Consider the following 19,431-nt stretch of genomic DNA (forward strand, 5'->3'; position numbering starts at 1 on the left):
TTCGGCGCATGCACACCGAGAACGAACGCGCCCTCGAATCCGGTATCGTCACCGACCTCTCGGGGCGGATGACCTACGGCTCGTACCTGGCGCTCGACCAGCTGCTCACCGCGCAGCACCCGGTGAGCGCACCGCAGCACCACGACGAGATGCTGTTCATCATCCAGCACCAGACCACCGAGCTGTGGCTCAAGCAGCTGCTGCATGAGCTGTCCTCCGCTCGCGAGCTGCTCGCCCGCGACGACCTGCGCGAGGCCCTGAAGCGCATCGCCAGGGTCAAGCGCATCCAAGACGTGATGACACAGCAGTGGTCGGTGCTCGCCACGCTCACCCCCACCGAGTACGCACAGTTCCGCGGGGCACTGGGCAACTCGTCGGGCTTCCAGTCCGTGCAGTACCGGGCGGTGGAGTTCGCCCTCGGCAACAAGAATGCGAAGATGCTGAGCGTCTTCGCCGACCACCCCGCCAATCTCGCTCTGCTCACCGCCGAGTGGGAGAAGCCGACCCTGTACGACGAATTCCTGCGTTTCGCCGCCCGCCGTGGGCTGCCGATCCCGAGCTCGATCCTCCAGCGCGACGTGCGCGAGCCGTACCGGGAGACCCCGGAGCTGGTGCCGGCGATCCGCGAGATCTACCAGGACCCGAGCCGGTACTGGGACCTGTACGAGGCGTGCGAAGACCTGGTCGACCTCGAGGACAACTTCCAGTTCTGGCGCTTCCGGCACCTCAAGACCGTCGCCCGGACCATCGGAATGAAGGTCGGCACCGGTGGCTCCAGCGGGGTCGGATTCCTCCAGCGCGCGCTGGACCTGACGTTCTTCCCCGAGCTCTACACCGTGCGCACCGAGATCGGCAGCTGATGAAGGCCGCGACGTTCTTCGACGGGACCGCATGGCGCGAGGGCGTCGTCGAGCTCGCCGACGGGCGCGTGCGGCTGCGCGATGAGCGCCCCACCCCCGACCTCCCCCGCATCCGCGGCGCCATCACCGGCGGATTCACCGACCACCACGTGCACCTGCAGCTCGTCGAGCACGGCCTGCTGGCAGGGTCGCGCCTCGGCCGCGTGATCGACCTCGGCGGCAACCCCCAGGTGCTGAGCCGGCTCGCCGTGCAGGCGGTCGCGATCGACTATGCCGGCGCTTTCCTGACCGCTCCGGGCGGTTACCCCTCCGACCGCGACTGGGCACCGGAGGGCTCCGTCCGCGAGATCACCGACGCGGATTCCGCCGCCGCCGCGGTCGCCGGGATGGCGGCGGCCGGAGCCACCCGCCTCAAGGTCACCAGCAACAGCGCCGCAGGACCGGTGCTCTCCGACGACCTCTTCCGCGCGATCGTGCGGGCGGCCGACGAGCACAGCCTCGCGGTCGTCGCGCATGCCGAAGGGGCGGGCGAAGCGCAGCGCGTCGTGCGTCTCGGAGCCTCCCACCTGGCCCATGCCCCGTTCACGGAGCGCCTCGACGACGCGGAGATCGTGCGCCAGGCGGCCTCGGCCTCGTGGATCTCGACGCTCGCGATCCACGAAGACCCCGAGCGCGCGATCGCGATCGACAACGTGCGCCGCTTCCACGCCGCAGGCGGGACCGTGCTCTACGGCACCGATCTGGGCAACGGGCCGATGCCGGTCGACCTGAACCCGCGCGAGATCGCCGCCCTCCGCGAAGCCGGGCTCGACGACGCCGCCCTCCTGCGCGCACTCGCACCCGGGGATCCGTTCGACCCGACCTCCGTGCTCCTCCTCTCGGGAGGACCAGCCTCGACCGCCGATCCGCTCGACGCCCGCCCCCTCACCCCCGCAGATCTGAAGGTGTGACATGACCACGACATCCGACCCCTCGCTCCTCGCGCATGCCCGCGCTCTCGACGCCGCCGATCCGCTGCGCGCCCACCTCGACGCGTTCGCCGAAGCCCCGGGCGTCACGGCCTACCTCGACGGCAACTCCCTCGGCCGACCGCTGCGCGACATGCCCGACAAGCTCGCCGCGTTCGTGCGCGACGACTGGGGAACACGGCTGATCCGCTCCTGGGACGAGCAGTGGATGGCGCTGCCGATGGAGCTCGGTGACCGCATCGGGCGGGTGGCGCTCGGTGCCGCTGCCGGGCAGACGGTCGTCGCCGATTCGACCAGCGTGCTCATCTACAAGCTCATGCGCGCCGCCGCGAGCGCCGATCCCACCCGCACCGAACTCGTGATCGAGGCCGGCAACTTCCCCACCGACCGGTTCCTCGCCGAGGGGGTGGCCGTCGAGACCGGGATGACTCTGCGCTGGCTCGAACCCGACCCGGTGCACGGGGTGACCGTCGCCGACGTCGAGGCCGTCGTCTCCGCACGCACCGCGCTGGTGTCGCTGAGCCATGTCGACTACCGCTCGGGCGCCCTGGCCGACATGCCGGGCATCACGGCTGCCGCGCATGAGGCCGGAGCACTGATGATATGGGACCTGTGCCACTCGGCCGGCGTCGTGCCGATGCAGCTCGACGAGTGGGGTGTCGACATGGCTGTCGGCTGCACCTACAAGTATCTGAACGGCGGGCCGGGCTCCCCCGCCTTCGCCTACCTCCGACACGGACTGCAGGGCGTGCTGCGCCAGCCGATCCAGGGCTGGTGGAGCGCGGCCGACATCTTCGCGATGGGGCCGGAGTACGTACCGTCCGGCGACATCCGCCAGCTGCTCAGCGGCACGCCCCCGGTGACGTCGATGCTCGCGATGCAGGGGATGCTCGACCTCATCGAGCACTCGACGATCGAGGGCGTGCGGGTGAAGTCGCAGTCGCTGACCGATCTTGCGGTGCAGGCCTACGACGAGCTGCTCGCCCCTCTCGGCGTGCGACTGCTCAGCCCCCGCGACGCCGAGGTGCGCGGCGGTCATGTGACGATCGGCCACCCCGACTTCCGTGAGGTCACGCGGCGCCTGTGGGCGGACGGCATCATCCCCGACTTCCGGTTCCCGGATGGCATCCGCCTCGGCCTCTCCCCGCTCAGCACTTCGCACGTCGAGACGGTCACCGGCGTTCTCGCGGTGCGTGACGCGTTGGAGTCCGGTGACCTCTGACCCCGCCGTCGCCCCCGTGCTCGACGACATCGATGCGCGCCCCGGCAGCACCGCCTCGCTGCTGCGGACGTTCATCGGCGTCTTCCTGCGCCCGCTCGGCGGATGGATCTCGACGGCCGACCTGGTCGCTTTCGCCGGCGACCTGGGCATCGAAGCGGCACAGGCACGCACGGGTGTCGCCCGCCTCAAGCAGAAGGGCCTGCTGCTCGCCTCGCGCGAAGAGCAGATCGGCTATCGCCTCAATCCCGCAGCCACCGGGATGCTGGAACGTGGGGATCGACGCATCTTCGAGATGCGGGAGATGACGGATGCCGACACCTGGTGCCTGGTGTCGTTCTCGATCCCCGAGAGCGCACGGAGCGTACGCCACCAGTTGCGTCGACGGCTGCAGTGGATCGGCGCGGGTGTCGTATCGCCGGCGCTGTGGATCTGTCCCGGCCACCTTCAGGCGGAGGTGGAGCAGATCCTCCAGGAACTCGACGTGCGCGGCTGGGCGACGCTGTTCCCGACATCCGTGCCCGTGCCCGCCGGCACGCTGATCGAGGCCGCGGCGCAGTGGTGGGACCTGGAGGCGCTGCGCGGCGAGCACCTCTCTTTCCAGGGCGGGCTCGCGACGCTGCCCGCCGAGCCGTTCGCCGCGTACGTGCAGCTGATCGACCGTTGGCGGGTGCTGCCGTACACCGACCCGGGGCTTCCCCCCTCGATGCTGCCGACCGATTGGCCCGGTCGTCGCAGCTTCGACGAGTTCGCCCGTCGGTCGGCGGAACTGGCCGCACCCGCCTGGGCGCATGTGCGCGCCCGGATCGCCTAGTTCCGTCATCCACCCCGCCGTTCCGGTCGCACTTTCTGTCGCCTGCGCGCCTCGCGGGCGACAGGAAGTGCGACCGGAGCAATCCGAAGCCGGGATCGCCTAGCCCGCCTGCCCCGCGACCTCGGCGAGGAAGCCGGCCACGTGCTCCTGCAGTCGCAGGATGCGCAGGTCGCGCGCGAACTCGCGGTCGAACCCCTGGTAGGCCAGGGGCGGCAGGATGCGGACATTGTGGTTGCAGCCGAACTCGGCGCAGGTGAGCACGCCCACGCTGTCGCCCTTGCGTCCGGCCGGCCCGGCCTTGCGCGCCACGTACAGCTGCACGTCGTTGCGGAGCGTGACGTCTTCGCACCATGAGCATTGCGCCCGCGCGATCACGCGCTGTTCGGCGCGCTGCAGGAAGACGCCGACCGGGGCGTCGTCGATCCAGCTGACGACGTAGGCCCGGCGGGGCATCTTCGGGTCAGCCCAGCCGAGGAAGTCGAGGCGATCGAAGTCGATCTCGGCGAAGCCGTGCGGCAGGGTCAGGTCGGAGACCTCCTTGCGGGAGGCGTTGAGGAAGGAGGCGCGGATGGCGCGCTCGTCGATGGGACGCATGAGAATGAGTGCTTTCGGGGTGGTCGCCGCGAGGGCGAGTCGATGGGAGGAAGGTCCCGGACGCGGATGCCGGGTACGTCACGACACCGGGGACGGGGGTTCCGCCTCCGGTGGGTCCTCAGCCTCTGTCTGCGGCGCGGAAGGCGCCTGCAGCTCCGTTCTGCGCCCCGTGGGCGCTCATCGACGACAGCACCCGGCGAGCTTACACCCGTTTGTTTCACTCCGTGTCGGCCCGCCTGGGCACAGCGCGACGGGCGTCTTAGTCTTTCCGGAACGTCCGACCAGAAGGAGACCACCGTGTCCACGCCGCTGAACCGCCTTTCGCCCCTCCCGGTGCGTGAGCGTGCGGCGTGCATGTGCAGCCACGGCGGCCGGTGCTCCTCCTTCGCCCCCGGCCATGCTCTGCACCTCATCCAGGCACGCATCGCCTCGGCGACGCCCACGGAGTGGGTCGACGCCCTGGTCGAGTCTGCCGACGCGGTATCGGGAGACCTCGTGGTGCGCACGCTCGACGGCGAAGCGCACGATCTGTGGAACGGCTCCGGCGCTGCGCTCGAAGCCGCTCCGGGCACCCCCGTCGCACTCCACGCGCGCTACGGCGTGCTGGCCGTCGGCGGCACGCCGTTCAACGTCGCAGCCGTCTGATCGGGCCCTGAGCCCCGACCCTTCCCGACAGGTAAAGCCACTACCGCGCCCGCGGCAACGTCGTCGTGACAATTCTGCAGCGCGAGGACCAGGGTAAGCAGGTATGGCCGAACGGTGGATTCGAGAAGCTGCTCGCTGCGTCCATGTGGTGGATCTACGCCGGCGGTAACGCCTCCGCGTCGTTCTACCGCAACGTGTCCGACCTGATCGGCGACTACGAATACACCGAACGCTCCACCAGCGCCGGCCGTGGCAGTGGCTCCACACAGGTCTCCCGCCGCACGGAACGGATCATGGACGTCGCAGATCTCGACGCCCTCTCCGTCGGCCGCATGATCGTCTTCGCCTCCGGATGCCGGGCCGCGCTCGTACGGGCGCGGCCGTGGTTCACAGACAAGCGCCTCCGGCAGCTGGTCGCGATGCGCCCCGAACGTGTGCACCACCAGGTGGAGGAGGACGCTTATGTCTGAGACCGCCGAAGACGGCTTCGTCGTCGACGAGCTCGCGATCGCCGCCGCTGCGATGGACGTCGCCGCTGCCGAGAAGGCTCTGCACAGCGCCGAGGAGAAAGCGGACGCCGCCGACGATGCGCTGGCCGACGCGAACGACGATGTCACTGTCGCGGAAGCGAAGGTCGATGACTACACGAGCGACGACGCGAAACTGCCCTGGCAGGTTGCGGCCGCGCAACGCGAACTCGCCAAGAAGACCCGCGCACACGCACGCGCAGCACGGCGCCACGAAGAAGCCCACCACGAGCTCACCCCCGCACAACGAAAGCTCGACGTCGCCCTCGAGACGCTGGACGCGGCGAAGAGCACACCGGTTACCGAGGACGACGAAGACGAATCATCGGTCTCGTTGCTCGCATGGAGTGTCCCTCTCACCACCGCGCCGCCTGAGCTCGTCGAGTGGGTGGAAGGCACATTCCAGGACTACCTCACCGGCACGATCGGGCTCGTGAAATCCGGGCGATGGTGCATCCGCTGGACCGAGCACCCCGACGCCGTGCACCGGCTCGCCGGCATCTACGACGAATGGACCCTCATGCGCCTCCGCATCAAGGGCGCCCCCCCTCACTACACACCTTCTACCGCGAGATCCTCGACTACCACATCCCACAATTCACCAGCCGCGAGTACGGCGTCTTCCAACGATGCGACGGCGCCGGCCACGAACCCCACGAACGCATGGACACCGACTAGCCCGCCACCTCAGGCAGCCGATGTAGTAGAATCAAAAACAGCGACGGGCCGGTTACCGGAACGTTGCACGCCTAGGACCTCGCATTGCGGGGTCCTAGTTCTTTTACGGCTCCCAGGTGTGGTTGTGCGCCGTCATCTCGTCGAGGATCCCGCTGAGCCTGGACATGACGCGCACCGCCTGTGGGTGGCGCTCCGTCTGCGTCGATCGGCGCCGGTGCAGGTAGGCGCCGAAGTCCGCGATCTGGAGCCCATTCACGGAGTGCGACGGAGCGAAAGAGATAGGCGCCACGATCGTCGAGAGCGTCGAGCTTCGGTAGCCGGGCGTGCCCCACTTCTGATATCCCTCGAACTGGTCGAGATGCTGCGCCTGAGTAGCGATCTCATCGGCGACGACAGTGACCTTTGCACTCATGTGATGGTCCCTTGAGCGCTCGTGCAACCGCTCGAGCGTGTGCCCCAGAACGATCGCATGTGGATGGTCCGGGTACTTGTAGCGGGCATGCAGCCTCTGGAGATCGAGCCCTCGGAGCACGAACCGCACGCTGCAGTCAGATGCAGCCTGGAGGACGGCCGCATAGATGCCGGCGGCCTCACGGTGCTTCCCCTTCAGCGGAGCCCAATCCTTGCGCCCGTTCATGAGCTCGTCGGCGTGGAACTCAATATCAAGCGGGGTTCCGTGCGCGTTGTGGGTTCTTACCCTGATCTCTGTGAGCTTGGCGTCAACGCACGCCCAAGCAGCTTCGTCGGCGACGGCCGCAGCGACGTAGTAGCGATCTGTCGTGTACGACTCGTCAACATAGGCATAGAACACGGTTCTACGGTACCGCCCCCACTTGCGCTGAAGAGAGCGCCTACCCATTCGAAACCCCAGCACCGTCCAAAGAGAGGAGCACTCAGGTTCTGACCCGCTCGGGCCATAGTGGAGGCAGAACTGATGGAACTTCGACGATCGGTGGGGGCTAGAAGAGCATGGAGCACGTACAGGCAACTGTTCTAGATGTAATAGAGAACGCATTGGGCGAACGCGGCGACCGACTGGCCTGGGGCAAGTTATCCCGAGCCCAGCTTGAGGATCTTCGCGACCGGCTGCTGGAGTTTAGTCAGGCAGACGCAGAACGCGCCGCGCCTGAGGGGACTCACGTGATGGGGGGAATGTTCGCTCGGTACTGGGAGGATCCCGTAGCTCGAGCGGAACTGAGTGACGCTCTTCTCTACTATCCACAACTCCTCGCACTGGACCCGTTCGCCGACTTCTTCGCTGACACCTCGGCCCTGCCGACCCTGCGCGATCTTCGGTACATGCGAAACGGGCGTGAAACAATGCGGATCAGCACCGGTGGCGCTATCTGGGCTCATGCCGACTCCGCCGCGAGCTTTGGCGACGATTGGGCCGGTGTCGCCGCTCGCCTGTCGGAGATCTCTCGAAACTTGTATGAACTCGAGATACCGATCCGATCCGGCGTGATCATCCTGCGCAACCAATGGGCTGTCTTGAGGAGACGCCGATCCGCTCTAGAAGCATCAGTTCGGTTCGATGCCCGCTCTGAACGAATGCAGACCGTGATGCGCTCCCTCCAGGATGAGGACGCAAGGCTGCCACTCTGGGACAACCTGCGAGGCTTCCACATCACTGGCAGCGGACGGCTGAAGCCTGCCGACGCAGCGTGGGAATATCAACACTTCTTCTTCTACCTGGCAAAGACACTGGCCGTCGCGGACTCCGCGCAGGCCACGTATGCGCCCAGTCGGCCTGGAGATCTCGCGCTGCTGAAAGCAAAGGTCAACGCAACGCCCACGGCTGGCTACCCACCACAGATACTTGCTCAGGTGTCCTCGATCGTGCTGCCCACGACAGACGTATCCATTCGCGAGGCGGCGGCGATACGAGCGTCCTCTGCCGATTTCGCTGACTGGCGTGCGCAGTTACGCACGTTTGCCCGCGACGCAGGAGCCGCGACACCTCAAGAACTAGAGGAGCGCGCCAAAGACGTATTCGAGCCTCAGGTTCGACGCGTAGAGCGAGAACTCTCCGGCCAGAAGCAACGCGCCACCAAGGCCGCGGTGACAGAACTTCTCCTGTACGGCACCATCTCGACGCTTGCCACCACAGCCACTTCTGACAACCTGGCGTTAGGCGCAGCCGTAGGCGCAGCAGCAGCCGCAACCACGGGCGTCGTGAGCTGGATCCAACACGCCTACCGCAAACCGCAGCTGCACGGTGCAGACGCGGTCCTGGCAACACTGATGCGATCGGATCGGAAGTAGTCGAACGATGCTCCGCGTCCCGATTCTCAGTAGTTCTGGGCGGGCGCGATTGAGGCCGGATCCGCACGGTAGTGTTCCGCCATGGATCCCGTGTCAACTGCAGCTCTCGGCGCCGCTTCAAAAGCACTCAGTGACAGCTCGGCCGAGGGCACGAAGGTCGCTGCCAACCTCATTACCCGCCTATTCGGCCCGAGCGCTGATGTAATCGGGGAGAATTGGGCAGATCGCCTTCGAGAAGGCAACCTTCGACGCCTTCTCGCCAAGACTGAAGCGCGCGAAGCTGCAGCAAGCGCACGAGGCGAAGATCCTGGGTTCGCAAGTACACGGGTAGCATCACAAGTCTTTGAAAGCGCACAGTTCACGGACGCCGCCGTCGTCTCCGAGTATCTGAGCGGAGTTCTCTCGTCTTCCCGCAGCCCGTCCGGCCATGACGACGCCGGGGTCGCCTGGACGTCGGTCGTTTCCCGGTTGTCGAGCGACCAACTACGACTGCACTACGCGATATATGCCAGCCTCCGGCCACTGGTGCTGGCAGACCCTCCCGAGCGAGTGTCATCGCTTCATTCGAGGGATGTTGTTCTTGACCTCCGCGAGCTTCGACAGCTGTCCACCGAAGACGACTACGAACGTTTCGCCGACGCAGTGGATGGCTTAGTGCGCGAGAATCTGATCGATGGGCACTACAGCTACGGGCCGCGGGAGAAGGTCTTTGAACAAGAACTACAGCACAACAACGTCGCGTTCCTCAGCGCGTTTGTGATCAAGACCGCGCTCACAGTTCACGGAATCCGGCTATTTCTATGGGGCAACGGCTCCGGACGTCTAGGGGTGGACGCGTACGCGGACCCTAACGTGGACCTCTCCGCTGTTGACCCAGACGAGATGCCCAGCCTCGTCGATGCCGCCTTCTCCGATCGAATCCTCAGTATTCGGTCACCAGAGCAGTCATTTGGTTAATGAGGAATAACCGATAATGGATCTTATTTCAGTTCGGTTGACGAATGCTCCTCCGGAGTGATCGAGAAGATCGCCGCAATGATCCCCGATCACCAGACTCTCCCTTGCCCTCGATTCGCGCTTCCAAAGCAGCTGCTCCCGGCCACTCAGAGTTGAGTGGCCGGGAGCCCGCTTTTTCGGTCAGATGGACTCGAAGCTGTTCCAAGCTGCGTTCTACCGCGGGCGCACCGCTGGTTGCGCAATTGAGGGTCCTTCCGTCATTTGCTGGGAGGGCCCTCCATCGGCCGAGGCTTAGCCGTAGGTGACGGCGGTACCGGTGGGCGTGACCTTTAGTTGCAGGTATCCGGGGATGCTCCCCCAACCCGCGAGGCCGGTGGTGAACGAGTACCGGATACGAGTTCCGTTGTCGTAGGTGTTGACCGCCTCGTTCGAGACGGTCATGGTCACAGACACGAACTGCGCTGTTCCGTTGATGTACTGAGCCTTCGAACCACCGCTCCACTGCTGGTAGTTCGCCTTGAAGCTGTTGCTCGCCGTTACGCCGTGGTAGTAGATGTGGCAGTTGCTGGCGTATCGCACGCCCGCGCTGTATCCGAACTTACAGCTGGTGATGCCACTCGCACGGCTTGTGAGCGGAGTCACCGTGTAGTCGCCGGTGTATCCATCATCGAGGAAAGGCGCGGCGGCTGCGACCATCGCCGCGAGTTCGGCCTGGGTAGCTTCCTGACCGATTTCCTGGCCGGTCTCCGTGACGGATCCGTCTGCGAAGTGCTCGGTGGTGACGGTGTATCCATCGCGCACCTCAGTCTCGACGTCGACCGGCGCTTCCCCCGTCATCGAGTCCCACAGCACCCCGTCCTCGAGCTTCTGCACAAGGGCGTCCTGCGTGTCCGGATCGACTGCTACGGTGCTCAACGCTTCCCGTATCGCTTGTTCGTTCGTACTGGACAGATCTGATCCGGCAGCGTGTGCCGGGGCCCCAACAAAGAGGACGGCGCTCAGAGCTACCGCCGTTGCAAGGGTCGTGCTGAATACTTTCATGAGTTCTCCATCTCTGGCCTATTTCGGTGGACGGCGCGGAACAGGAACCAGAGAAGCGGCCCGACGATGGGCAGGAAAACGATCACGAAGAACCACACGAGCGACACAATGAGAGTCATCCGAGGTGCCCGTCGAAACAAGCTCACCAGCGCCGCCCCCGTGAGAACGAGCACCGGCACCAACCCAATGGACCACACGATGTCGTAGGGAGCCATGCGCACCGCCTCTCTTTCTCCGGTCTGTTCACTGCCAGGCCGGTTTCTACCTCCAGGCAATCATCACTCGCCACCGGCTGTCTGTCCCCTCTTTGGTGGACAGAAAGGGAATCGAAGTAGTGCTAAACGGCGACGAGGCCCACGACGGCACGGAATCGTCAATCTGCGCGACTACTCAGCGCTGTTCAAGTGCCCGCACGACGGCCACCGCGGGCAGACCCGGATCTACCAGTTCGACATCGGTCTCGACGAGACGATCCGTCGCCACGCAGGACGGCCACTGTTGAAGAAGTTCGGCGAGGACACGATCCGCGACCGGTACGACGGGTGGCAACCGCTCCCCTGGCACGACGAAACGCGCGTACGCGGGACGACGTTTCGACCGAAGGTCTGGTGACGTCGATCCTGAAGGACCTCAGCCTTCAAGGCTCCCCACGGCGGGCGATTGAGGGCGAATAGTCCTCGCAGCGATAAGCCGGATATCCAGTCATATCGTGTCCTGGACGCTCCGACGAGCAGCGCCCAGGCGTTCGTCACAGCCGGGCGCGATCGCTTCACGGCGCCATGTCTCGCGCAGCTGCTCGGAAGGCTGGGGAGCTGGTTCATTGCCGTGCTTGCTGATGAACTGTCGCCGCGCTCTCTCGTAGGCCTCCTCGGCAGTGCAACGGCGGAAGAATGTGGCTTCAGTCGCGTTGACGCGCACCTGTTCCACCATCGCGTAGTCACGTTCCCAGGTTGCGATGCTTGCGCGTTCGTGTGCTCCAACGCGTTCGTGTTCGGCGCTGGATACCCCCTCGAGTGCGCTCCGGTACTCCTGCTCGAGCGCGGCGATCCCGGCAGCGGGGTCGGTGTCAGAGATCCCCGGGGGCCGTTTCTCCCAGCTCGCGGTTGCGAGCTCGTCGCGCAGCTTCAGGTCGACGCCGGGGGCGGGGAGGACGATGCCGTGGAGGTCGCGGCTGATGTTCTCGCAGGCGGCTTCGACACCGCGGTCTCCGGATTCGCGGCGCAGCGCTCCGGTGAAGATGGAGCGTGCTTCGGCGACGTCGACGTCGCCGGCGACCAGGTGCAGGGTGTTGTGCTCCCGGCCGCGGGTCGCGGAAACGTAGACGGCTTGCGCGCTGGACGAGTCGGTGACGATGTCGTGCGCGAAGTCGACGGTGGCGCCCTGGACGCCGTACTCAGTCGAGGCGTAGGCGAGGTGCGTGTGTGCCTCGACGTACTCGGCGGGTAAGCGTGCCTTCCGCCCGTGCTCCTTCACGGTCACAGATCCGTCGCGGTGGACGCGGGCGACGGTCCAGGTGTCGCGGTTCACGACACGCAGGTCTTTGTCGTTGCTGCGGGTCATGATGCGGTCGCCGACACGGATGTTCAGGCCGTCGCTGCCGGCGACCTCAACTGCTGGTGTGCGGGTGTGGCCGGCGCGGGCGCGGGCGTCTTGGGCGAGGGAGTTCAGCTGTGTCGCGGCGTCGTTGGAGGTGACGACGACGGTTGCGCCGGCTTCGGCCTTGCGGACGACGTCCGTGCTGATCGCTGTCCAGGCTTCCGCGTCGGTGGCGTGGATGGTGATGTTGCCGCGTTCGAGCCTTCCGGGTTCGTGACGGTCGCGCATCGCGATCGTGAGCTTCGCGTACTCCTTGTCCTTAACCGGTGCACTTCGGTGAGGTCGATGGGGCGCCGGGATGCCGCGACGGCCAGGTCAAGGACACCGCCGCGTCCGACGGCGGGCAGCTGCGCACGGTCGCCGATGAGTGCGACACCAGCCCCGGTTTTGTCAGCGATGGTGATGAGCGCGTGGGCGAGGTCTTGGTCGAGCATGCCAGCCTCGTCGATGACGATCCGGGTCGATGCCGCCTGAGCCCGCCTCCGGTTCAGGCGCTCGCCATCAGCATGTCCTTCATGGCCGAGCAGGCGTCCATGCAGGCCTGGCACGCCTGAGCGCACATCCGGCAGACGTCGCTCTCGTCGGCATGCCGCGCGCACGCGTCCATGCACGTCCTGCACATCGCGATGCAGGCGTTCAGCATCGCCATCATCGACGCCGGGGTCATGCCCTGCATCCGCATCATCGACCGCATCATGGTGTTGCACATGTCGGCGCCGTTCATGCACGCCGGTGAGCAGTCCATCATCTGCGTCGAGCACACCGTGCAGGCCTGCTCGCAGGCAGCGCACGCATCCATGCACGCCTGCATGACGGCCATGTCCATCATCTGCATGTCGGGCATCGACTCCATGTTCTTCGACATGGCGCCCATCATCATCGAGTCCATCGCACACCGCTTCCTTGGTCGAGGTCCGCGGGCAGGACCACCCGCCTGGCGCCAGGCTAGTCCTTCCCGGTGCATGAGTCGATGGGCGCCGAACGTTGTCATGGTGCGAGCCGATTGTCAATCCCGTGGCCGCTTCTCCGCAGGAGTGAGAGTGTCGGAAGCAATCGATCCGCCTACGAGAGGAGCCGCACATGAGTGCCGCAGACGACATCAAGAACGCCGCCGAGAAGGCCGCCGGAAAGGTCAAGGAAGGCGTCGGAAAGCTCACCGACAACGAGAAGCTCGAAGCCGAGGGCAAGGCGGATCAGGTCAAGGCCTCCGCCAAGCAGGCCGGCGAGAACGTGAAGGACGCCGCGGGCAAGGCCGGCGACAGCGTCCGGGACGCGTTCGAGAAGTAAGACGCCCCACACACCGAAGAGGTGAGGCCCGCCGAACGGCGGGCCTCACCTCGATGGGTCAGACGTGTGGAGTCGTCAGACCTTGCGGCTGCCGCTGATCGCTCGGATCAACCAGGCGATCACAGCGATCGCGAGGAGGACGAGCCCGACCCACAGGAGGAACTGGAGCGACTGCACCAGTCCTCCGGTGATCGCAAGGATCACTGCGACGACGATGACGATGATCAGGAGGATGTTCATCGGTCTTTCCCTTCTTTCGGCAGGCGCGAACGCCCGACTGTGGTGCCTCCACGCTAGCCGTGGGAAGCGTTATGCCCGAGGGGGTTGACTTACCCCCTCCGAGTGCGCGAAGGAGACGAGCACATGCCAGGAAGACGCGACAACTCGCTGAAGGATCCCGAGCTGTACGAAGAGCTGAGGAAAGACGGCGCCTCGAAGGAGAAGGCCGCGCGCATCTCGAACGCCGCGGCGAAAGAGGGGCGCAGTGCCGTGGGGCGCCGCGGCGGCGAACACGGAGACTACGAGGATTGGACCGTGCCGGAGCTGCGCGCGCGTGCGAAGGAACTCGGTCTGACCGGCTACAGCGGCAAGCGGAAATCCGAGTTGATCTCCGCGCTCAGGAATCACTGAGGCCGGGGATGGCGCGCTTCGGCATCGAGGAGGAGTTCCTCTTCCTCGATGCGCACTCGCTGGTGCCCGTGACGCTCACCGCCGGCACTCGCGAGCGCATCACGCGCCTCCGGACGGGCGGAGAGGTGACGAGAGAGTACCTGACCTCGCAGATCGAGTGCCTCACCGAGCCGGTCACGACCGCGACGGACGCTGAAGCGCAGCTGGCCCATCTGCGCGGCCTCATCGGATGGCACGCCCAGGATCAGCATGCCATCGCCGCCGGCACCGGCACCCCGTTCGCCTCCACCCGGTCCTCCGCCGTATCGCCCTCGCCGCACTACGACGACGTCGCATCGCAGCTCGGACATCTCACGCGCGACCACGAGGTCAACGGGCTGCACGTGCACGTCGAGGTCACCGACGACGAGGAGCGGGTCCGCGCCCTGAACCGGGTGCGCGGCTGGCTCCCCGTGCTGCTGGCGCTCACCGGGAACAGCCCGTTCGTAAACGGACGGGATTCCGACTTCGCCAGTTGGCGCAGCATCCTGATCCGTCGGCTGCCGTCGTCATGGGCCCCGCCATGCTTCCGCGACTACGACGACTATCGCTCAGGTGTGCAGCGTCTCATCGACGTCGGCGCGCTCACCGATGCGGCGTCGCTTTCATGGTCGGCCCGGATATCGGAGCGGTACCCGACCGTCGAGGTCCGGGTCTTCGACGCCCAACTGACGGCCGAGGACTCGGTGTCCGCCGCGCTCCTCTCCCGCGCACTCGTGCTCACCACCGATCTGCCGCTCGCCGACATCGGCGTCGACGGCATCGACGCCTCTCTGTGGACGGCGGCCCGTCGAGGGATGGACGCACGCCTGCTCGATCCGACGACCGGCGAGGCCGAAGACGCCTGGAAGCTCGCCGACCGCATGCTGTCCGCGATCGCTCCCACGCTCCGCGAACTCGGCGACGAGGATCGGGTCCGCGACGGCATGGATCGGCTGCGCACCGACGGGTCCGGTGCGCAGCGCCAGCGACGCGCCGTCGCCGAGGGCGGGACGCGTGCCCTCGGCGATCTTCTCCGCGCAGGGACAGCCGCACCGCTTCCCACCCCCGCAGAGCAGCCTGCCTGATCTTCGCCGGCCCCGATCTTCACCGGCCCCGGCGTCCGATGACGGCGGTATGGTCGGCCTGTGGCCTCCTTCGCCCCGCTCCAGCGCCTCGTGATCTCGATCGCGGTGCTCGCGTCTTTCGTGACGTTCCTCGACGGCACGGTCGTCAACGTGGCGCTGCCCGCGATCAGTCGCGAACTCGGAGGCGGCATCACCACCCAGCAGTGGGTCGTCGACGCCTATCTGATCACTCTGAGTGCCCTGATCCTGCTGGCCGGATCGGTGTCGGACGCCTACGGCCGGGTGCTGGTGATGCGTATCGGGCTGATCGCCTTCGGCGTGGCATCCATCGCCGTGGCCGCGGCATTCGATCCACTCGTCCTGATCATCGCCAGGGCCGCGCAGGGGGCCGCCGGTGCGCTGCTGGTGCCGAGCTCGCTCGCACTGATCACCGCGACCATGCGCTCCGACGTGCAGTCGAGGGCGATCGGCGTCTGGACGGCGTTCACCACGGGAGCACAGCTGGTCGGTCCACTGCTGGGCGGATTGTTCGTCGACTACCTGTCCTGGCGCTTCGTCTTCCTCATCAACGTGATCCCGATCGGCATCACTCTCCTCCTGCTCTCCCGTCTTCGTCTGCCCGAGCATCCCCGTGGCATCAGGGTCGACTGGTGGAGCGGGGCGCTGTGCGCGGTCGGACTCGGCGCCGTGGTCTTCGCACTCATCGAACAGCCGAATCTGGGGTGGCAGTCGCCCGCGATCTGGATTCCGGCCGTGGCCGGCGCCGCCCTGTTCGCCCTGTTCCTGTGGCGTCAGCAGCATTCGGCGTCGCCCCTCATGCCCCTGTGGCTGTTCCGGGTGCGCGACTTCGGCTGGGGCAACCTCGCCACCTTCTTCGTGTATGCGGCCCTGTCGCTCAACGGCTTCGTCGTCGGCGTCTACCTGCAGCAGGGGGCGGGCCTCAGCGCGACCGCCGCGGGATTGGCCAGCCTGCCCATGACCATCCTGATGATCCTCGTCAGCTCGCGCGCGGGCCAGTGGGCCGGCCGGTGGGGACCGCGCATCTTCATGACGCTCGGACCGCTGCTCATGGCCGTCGGCGCCCTCATGCTGCTCCTCGTCTCGGCCGACTTCGACTACTGGTGGCAGGTGCTGCCGGCGATGATCGTGATGGGCCTCGGGCTCTCGCTCACGGTCGCTCCGCTCACGGCCGCGATCCTCGGAGCGATCGACGAGAACCACTCGGGTATCGCCTCCGCCGTCAACAACGCCGTCTCGCGTGTCGCCGGGCTGCTCGTGGTGGCGATGCTGTCGACGATCGTCGGCGGTGCGCTCGACCTCGACGGGTTCCACAGCGCGGCATGGGTCACGGCGACGCTGCTCGTGATCGGCGGCGTGGTGTCGTGGATCGGCATCCGCCGCAATCCGGCCGAACCGACACCGGCCGACGCCGCCGCGACCGGCCCCGTGCCGCGATGACCGTGGCCGCACTCGCGCGAGGCCGATGGGCCGGTCTGATCGTCGTCGGAGCGCTCGCGCTGACGGCCTGCTCCCCCGCGCCCGCGCATTCGCCTTCGTCGGGCGTCACCCTTCCGCCCTCCGGCGCGGTGCCCGACTACCAGCTGGGCGGAGCTTACGCACCGGGCCCCGAGGTCGGCATCGTCGGGCGGGACCGGAGCGCCGAGCCCGTACCCGGCGTGTACTCGATCTGCTACGTGAACGGCTTCCAGACGCAGCCGGGCGAACTCGCAGACTGGCCGCGCGATCTGCTGCTCCAGCGCGGGGGCGAGGTCGTGTTCGATCCGGACTGGCCGGACGAGGCGCTGCTCGACACCTCGACCGCGGAGCATCGAGACAGGATCTCCGAGACGGTGAAGCCCTGGATCGACGAATGCGCGGATGCCGGCTTCGACGCGGTGGAATTCGACAACCTCGACTCGTACTCACGGTCCGATGGTTCCCTCTCGTTCGACGACAACCTGGCACTGGCCTCGCTCCTCGTCGATGCCGCCCACACCGCGGGGCTCGCCGCCGGGCAGAAGAACGCCGCCGAGAACGCGGCTCCGCTCCGCGCGCGGGCCGATTTCGACTTCGCCGTCACCGAGGAATGCGCCGCGTACGAGGAGTGCGAGGCCTACACGTCGGTCTACGGCGACCACGTCATCGACATCGAGTACGCCGACGAGCTCCCGCGGTCCTTCGCCGAGATGTGCGCCGACGACGCCTCTCCCGCCGCGATGGTGCTCCGCGACCGCGATCTCGTCACACCGGACGACGGCGCCTACGTGTTCGAGACCTGCGGCTGAGCGATCCGGCTGCTCAAAGACCGTCGTCCTCGTGCCAGTGCTCCTGCCAGCGCCAGTCGATCGGCTCGGATGCCCGCTGATAGCGGATGTCGGTGGAGAGACGGATACGCCCCTGCGGGTCGACGTTGTCGGTGCTGGCGTGCACCACGTACGACGAATGGACCATCACGTCGCCGGCCCGGTAGTCGGCGAGCAGCCACCGCGCATCGTGCGCCTCGGCGAGAGCGGGGAGGTCGGCCGTGATCGACGCAGCCGGGGGCCTGTCACCGCGCTCCCGCTCGGCGGCGAGGGCCCAGTGGTGGCTGCCTTCGAGATAGGTGAGACCGCCCTGCTCGACGGGACAGTCTCCCAGGGGGATCCACATCGAGAGCACGCGCTCGCTTCCCTCGCGCAGATAGACGAGGTCGTAGTGTGCCTGTGTGGCGGTGCCGATGCCCGATTCGCCCGGACGGATGTGGCGGATGATCTTGCGCCGGTGCAGGTGCACGTCATCGCCGAGGAACCATTCGAACCACCCGCGGATGTCGGGGTGTCCGGTCAGCGCCGCGTATCGCTCCCCCGGAACGATCTCCTCGAACAGGGCGGCGCGGATCTTCGCCCTGTCGATCTCTCCCTGCGCGCCGATGCCGACGGCGGGATCGGAACCGTGCTCCGTGATCCCGGTGTCCGCCATCGCCGTGAAGTAGTACTCGCGGAACGAGGCGACCAGCTGCGGATCGAGCTGCTGCGGCAGATAGAGATAGCCGTCGCGACGCAACCGATCCCACAGCGCATCCTTGTCGCTGCGAATGGCGTCCGGCACGGGCTCCATCCTGCCCAGGCGGGACGGAGAATCGTCGAGGGTGTATCCGTTGGAGGTGAGCATGAGTCCAGCGTCGGCGACACTTGGACTTCCGTCCATGGACTTTTCCGCCGGATCATTGGACTATCCGCGATGAACCGACCGCGACTTGGAGTATTCAGTCGAAGCGCGATCGGGCCTGCTGCCGGCGGAACGCCGATGGCGCGGCCCCCGTGCGCCGCCGGAAGAGTCGGGAGAAATAGGCCGCGTCGTCGTAGCCGACCTGCGCGGCGATCTGGCCCACATCGAGCCTGGTCTCCGCCAGGAGCGACTGGGCCTGCGCGATGCGCACCTCGATGACCAGATCGTTCACTGTGAACCCGGTCGCGGAACGCACGGCATCCCCCAGCTCGCGCGCGGTGAGCCCGACGGCGGCTGCCCGCTCGGCGACCGAGAGGGTCCGGGTCGCACCACGAGTGACGAGGTCGACGATGGTGGCACCGGCCGCCGCCCCTTCCGCCGGATCCGCGGCATCGAGGATGGCGAGCAGGAGCCGTTGCGTCGCGACCGATGCGGCGATCTCCGCCCGCGCCCCCACCGCGGCGACAGCCACGCAGAGCTCACGGAAGATCGCATCCGCGTCTTCGACCGGCCGGAGGAGTTTCTGCACCGGCCGGTGGCGCCCTCCCAGTCCGGTCGTCTCGAATGCCGCGAAGGGCTCGCCCTCGAACAGCACCCAGTGCTCCGACCACCCCCGGGCGTCGGAGCCGTATCCGTGGCGCACTCCGGGCGTGAGCCAGATCACCGCCGGGCCCTCCACCGGCACCTGCAGGCCGCGCGGCTCGTACTCCTCGTAGGTGCCGCGCCCCTCGGAGATGTAGACGAGGCCGCGGGTCGGGAGTGCCCGCTGACGGAAAGGCGGCTGCAGGCCCGCCTGTTCCCCGGCTCCATGGCACGAGATCAGGAATCGTCGCATCGCATGGCGCGGTGAGGCGTAGTGGGACCAGGAGGCCGTCGGCGTCATCGACGTCAGCCTACTGCCGCGCCCGCAGCCCACACCGCGCACCGCTCCGGCAGCTCCCGCGCGTGGCTCACGGAAGAGCCCACGTCAAGTCCCTGGCCGGATCCCACCGTTCCGCGCAGGATACGGAGTGTCCGCATCGATTGGGAGCTCGACA

21 protein-coding genes and 3 pseudogenes are annotated in these 19,431 nt (G+C 66.9%); 14 read left to right on the forward strand and 10 right to left on the reverse strand.

The window, feature by feature from the left end:
* Positions 1-8: 8 nt before the first annotated feature.
* Genes DW307_RS08030 through DW307_RS08045 form a run of 4 tightly spaced genes read left to right on the forward strand, consistent with a single transcriptional unit; the run spans position 9 to position 3,861 of the window.
* The gene (locus DW307_RS08030) at positions 9-860 is read left to right on the forward strand and encodes a tryptophan 2,3-dioxygenase (protein WP_029259964.1); all 852 of its coding nucleotides are present in this window, start codon (positions 9-11) and stop codon (positions 858-860) included.
* Positions 860-1,810, forward strand: a complete 951-nt coding sequence (locus DW307_RS08035; RefSeq protein ID WP_136024467.1) for a hydrolase — start codon at positions 860-862, stop codon at positions 1,808-1,810. Before DW307_RS08030 ends, DW307_RS08035 begins: the two co-directional genes overlap by 1 nt.
* A gap of 1 nt (position 1,811) precedes the next feature.
* The gene (locus DW307_RS08040; protein WP_136024468.1) at positions 1,812-3,050 is read left to right on the forward strand and encodes a kynureninase; all 1,239 of its coding nucleotides are present in this window, start codon (positions 1,812-1,814) and stop codon (positions 3,048-3,050) included.
* The gene (locus DW307_RS08045) at positions 3,040-3,861 is read left to right on the forward strand and encodes a PaaX family transcriptional regulator (protein ID WP_136024469.1); all 822 of its coding nucleotides are present in this window, start codon (positions 3,040-3,042) and stop codon (positions 3,859-3,861) included. Before DW307_RS08040 ends, DW307_RS08045 begins: the two co-directional genes overlap by 11 nt.
* A 99-nt stretch (positions 3,862-3,960) precedes the next feature.
* Here DW307_RS08045 and DW307_RS08050 read toward each other — a convergent pair whose 3' ends face one another.
* Positions 3,961-4,455: an FBP domain-containing protein gene (locus DW307_RS08050; protein ID WP_136024470.1), complete on the reverse strand. Its 495-nt coding sequence runs from the start codon at positions 4,453-4,455 to the stop codon at positions 3,961-3,963.
* Positions 4,456-4,752: 297 nt separating this feature from the next.
* On the opposite strand from DW307_RS08050, the gene DW307_RS08055 reads away from it, so the two are divergent.
* The 3 genes and pseudogenes from DW307_RS08055 to DW307_RS18395 all read left to right on the forward strand — a co-directional run.
* Positions 4,753-5,100 carry a hypothetical protein gene (locus DW307_RS08055; RefSeq protein WP_136024471.1) on the forward strand — a complete coding sequence of 116 codons (348 nt, stop codon included), beginning with the start codon at positions 4,753-4,755 and terminating at the stop codon, positions 5,098-5,100.
* Positions 5,101-5,147: 47 nt separating this feature from the next.
* Positions 5,148-5,570 (forward strand): annotated as a pseudogene (locus tag DW307_RS08060) (TraM recognition domain-containing protein); the annotation flags it as partial.
* 52 nt (positions 5,571-5,622) lie between these two features.
* Positions 5,623-6,147: pseudogene (locus DW307_RS18395) on the forward strand (DUF4913 domain-containing protein); the annotation flags it as partial.
* 261 nt (positions 6,148-6,408) lie between these two features.
* Here DW307_RS18395 and DW307_RS18400 read toward each other — a convergent pair.
* Positions 6,409-7,320, reverse strand: a complete 912-nt coding sequence (locus DW307_RS18400) for a DUF3800 domain-containing protein (protein WP_442922811.1) — start codon at positions 7,318-7,320, stop codon at positions 6,409-6,411.
* On the opposite strand from DW307_RS18400, the gene DW307_RS08075 reads away from it, so the two are divergent.
* Both DW307_RS08075 and DW307_RS08080 read left to right on the forward strand, forming a co-directional pair.
* Positions 7,275-8,570, forward strand: coding sequence for a hypothetical protein (locus tag DW307_RS08075; protein WP_029259958.1), 1,296 nt, complete (start codon positions 7,275-7,277; stop codon positions 8,568-8,570). The two genes, DW307_RS18400 and DW307_RS08075, sit on opposite strands and share 46 nt — an antisense overlap.
* Before the next feature lie 81 nt (positions 8,571-8,651).
* On the forward strand, positions 8,652-9,527 hold the full coding sequence (locus tag DW307_RS08080) for a hypothetical protein (protein WP_136024473.1): 876 nt from the start codon (positions 8,652-8,654) through the stop codon (positions 9,525-9,527).
* A gap of 291 nt (positions 9,528-9,818) precedes the next feature.
* On the opposite strand, the gene DW307_RS08085 is transcribed toward DW307_RS08080, so the two are convergent.
* The 5 genes and pseudogenes from DW307_RS08085 to DW307_RS18085 form a co-directional block, all read right to left on the reverse strand.
* The gene (locus DW307_RS08085; RefSeq protein ID WP_136024474.1) at positions 9,819-10,442 is read right to left on the reverse strand and encodes a hypothetical protein; all 624 of its coding nucleotides are present in this window, start codon (positions 10,440-10,442) and stop codon (positions 9,819-9,821) included.
* A gap of 122 nt (positions 10,443-10,564) precedes the next feature.
* Positions 10,565-10,783: a PLDc N-terminal domain-containing protein gene (locus DW307_RS08090; protein WP_029259955.1), complete on the reverse strand. Its 219-nt coding sequence runs from the start codon at positions 10,781-10,783 to the stop codon at positions 10,565-10,567.
* 487 nt (positions 10,784-11,270) lie between these two features.
* Positions 11,271-12,392, reverse strand: coding sequence for a hypothetical protein (locus tag DW307_RS18270; protein ID WP_240750556.1), 1,122 nt, complete (start codon positions 12,390-12,392; stop codon positions 11,271-11,273).
* Positions 12,393-12,463: 71 nt separating this feature from the next.
* Positions 12,464-12,763, reverse strand: a pseudogene (locus tag DW307_RS18405) (AAA family ATPase); the annotation flags it as partial.
* Positions 12,652-13,029 carry a hypothetical protein gene (locus tag DW307_RS18085; protein WP_168441006.1) on the reverse strand — a complete coding sequence of 126 codons (378 nt, stop codon included), beginning with the start codon at positions 13,027-13,029 and terminating at the stop codon, positions 12,652-12,654. The gene DW307_RS18085 and the pseudogene DW307_RS18405, both read right to left, overlap by 112 nt.
* Positions 13,030-13,244: 215 nt before the next feature.
* Here DW307_RS18085 and DW307_RS08105 point away from each other — a divergent pair, with 215 nt between their 5' ends.
* Positions 13,245-13,451 carry a CsbD family protein gene (locus tag DW307_RS08105; RefSeq protein ID WP_017829324.1) on the forward strand — a complete coding sequence of 69 codons (207 nt, stop codon included), beginning with the start codon at positions 13,245-13,247 and terminating at the stop codon, positions 13,449-13,451.
* A 75-nt stretch (positions 13,452-13,526) separates the two neighbouring features.
* Here the strand turns inward: DW307_RS08105 and DW307_RS18090 are convergent, their stop codons facing one another.
* Positions 13,527-13,691, reverse strand: a complete 165-nt coding sequence (locus DW307_RS18090) for a hypothetical protein (protein WP_017201713.1) — start codon at positions 13,689-13,691, stop codon at positions 13,527-13,529.
* Between the two features lie 123 nt (positions 13,692-13,814).
* On the opposite strand from DW307_RS18090, the gene DW307_RS08110 reads away from it, so the two are divergent.
* From DW307_RS08110 to DW307_RS08125, 4 genes are read left to right on the forward strand one after another with little or no spacing between them, the layout of a single operon-like run.
* Positions 13,815-14,081 (forward strand): DUF7218 family protein, encoded by a 267-nt coding sequence (locus DW307_RS08110; RefSeq protein ID WP_021201234.1) that lies wholly within the window; start codon positions 13,815-13,817, stop codon positions 14,079-14,081.
* A gap of 8 nt (positions 14,082-14,089) precedes the next feature.
* Complete coding sequence (locus DW307_RS08115) at positions 14,090-15,187, forward strand: carboxylate-amine ligase (protein WP_136024477.1); 1,098 nt, start codon at positions 14,090-14,092, stop codon at positions 15,185-15,187.
* A gap of 60 nt (positions 15,188-15,247) precedes the next feature.
* Positions 15,248-16,645, forward strand: a complete 1,398-nt coding sequence (locus DW307_RS08120) for an MFS transporter (RefSeq protein WP_136024478.1) — start codon at positions 15,248-15,250, stop codon at positions 16,643-16,645.
* Positions 16,642-17,472 (forward strand): endo alpha-1,4 polygalactosaminidase, encoded by an 831-nt coding sequence (locus DW307_RS08125; protein ID WP_136024479.1) that lies wholly within the window; start codon positions 16,642-16,644, stop codon positions 17,470-17,472. Before DW307_RS08120 ends, DW307_RS08125 begins: the two co-directional genes overlap by 4 nt.
* A 13-nt stretch (positions 17,473-17,485) precedes the next feature.
* Here the strand turns inward: DW307_RS08125 and DW307_RS08130 are convergent, their stop codons facing one another.
* Both DW307_RS08130 and DW307_RS08135 read right to left on the reverse strand, forming a co-directional pair.
* The gene (locus DW307_RS08130) at positions 17,486-18,337 is read right to left on the reverse strand and encodes a phytanoyl-CoA dioxygenase family protein (RefSeq protein WP_029259949.1); all 852 of its coding nucleotides are present in this window, start codon (positions 18,335-18,337) and stop codon (positions 17,486-17,488) included.
* Between the two features lie 94 nt (positions 18,338-18,431).
* Positions 18,432-19,277: a helix-turn-helix domain-containing protein gene (locus DW307_RS08135; protein WP_136024480.1), complete on the reverse strand. Its 846-nt coding sequence runs from the start codon at positions 19,275-19,277 to the stop codon at positions 18,432-18,434.
* Between the last annotated feature and the right edge of the window lie 154 nt (positions 19,278-19,431).

This window comes from Microbacterium sp. K27 (assembly GCF_004794435.1).
Taxonomy (GTDB): Bacteria; Actinomycetota; Actinomycetes; order Actinomycetales; family Microbacteriaceae; genus Microbacterium; species Microbacterium maritypicum_A.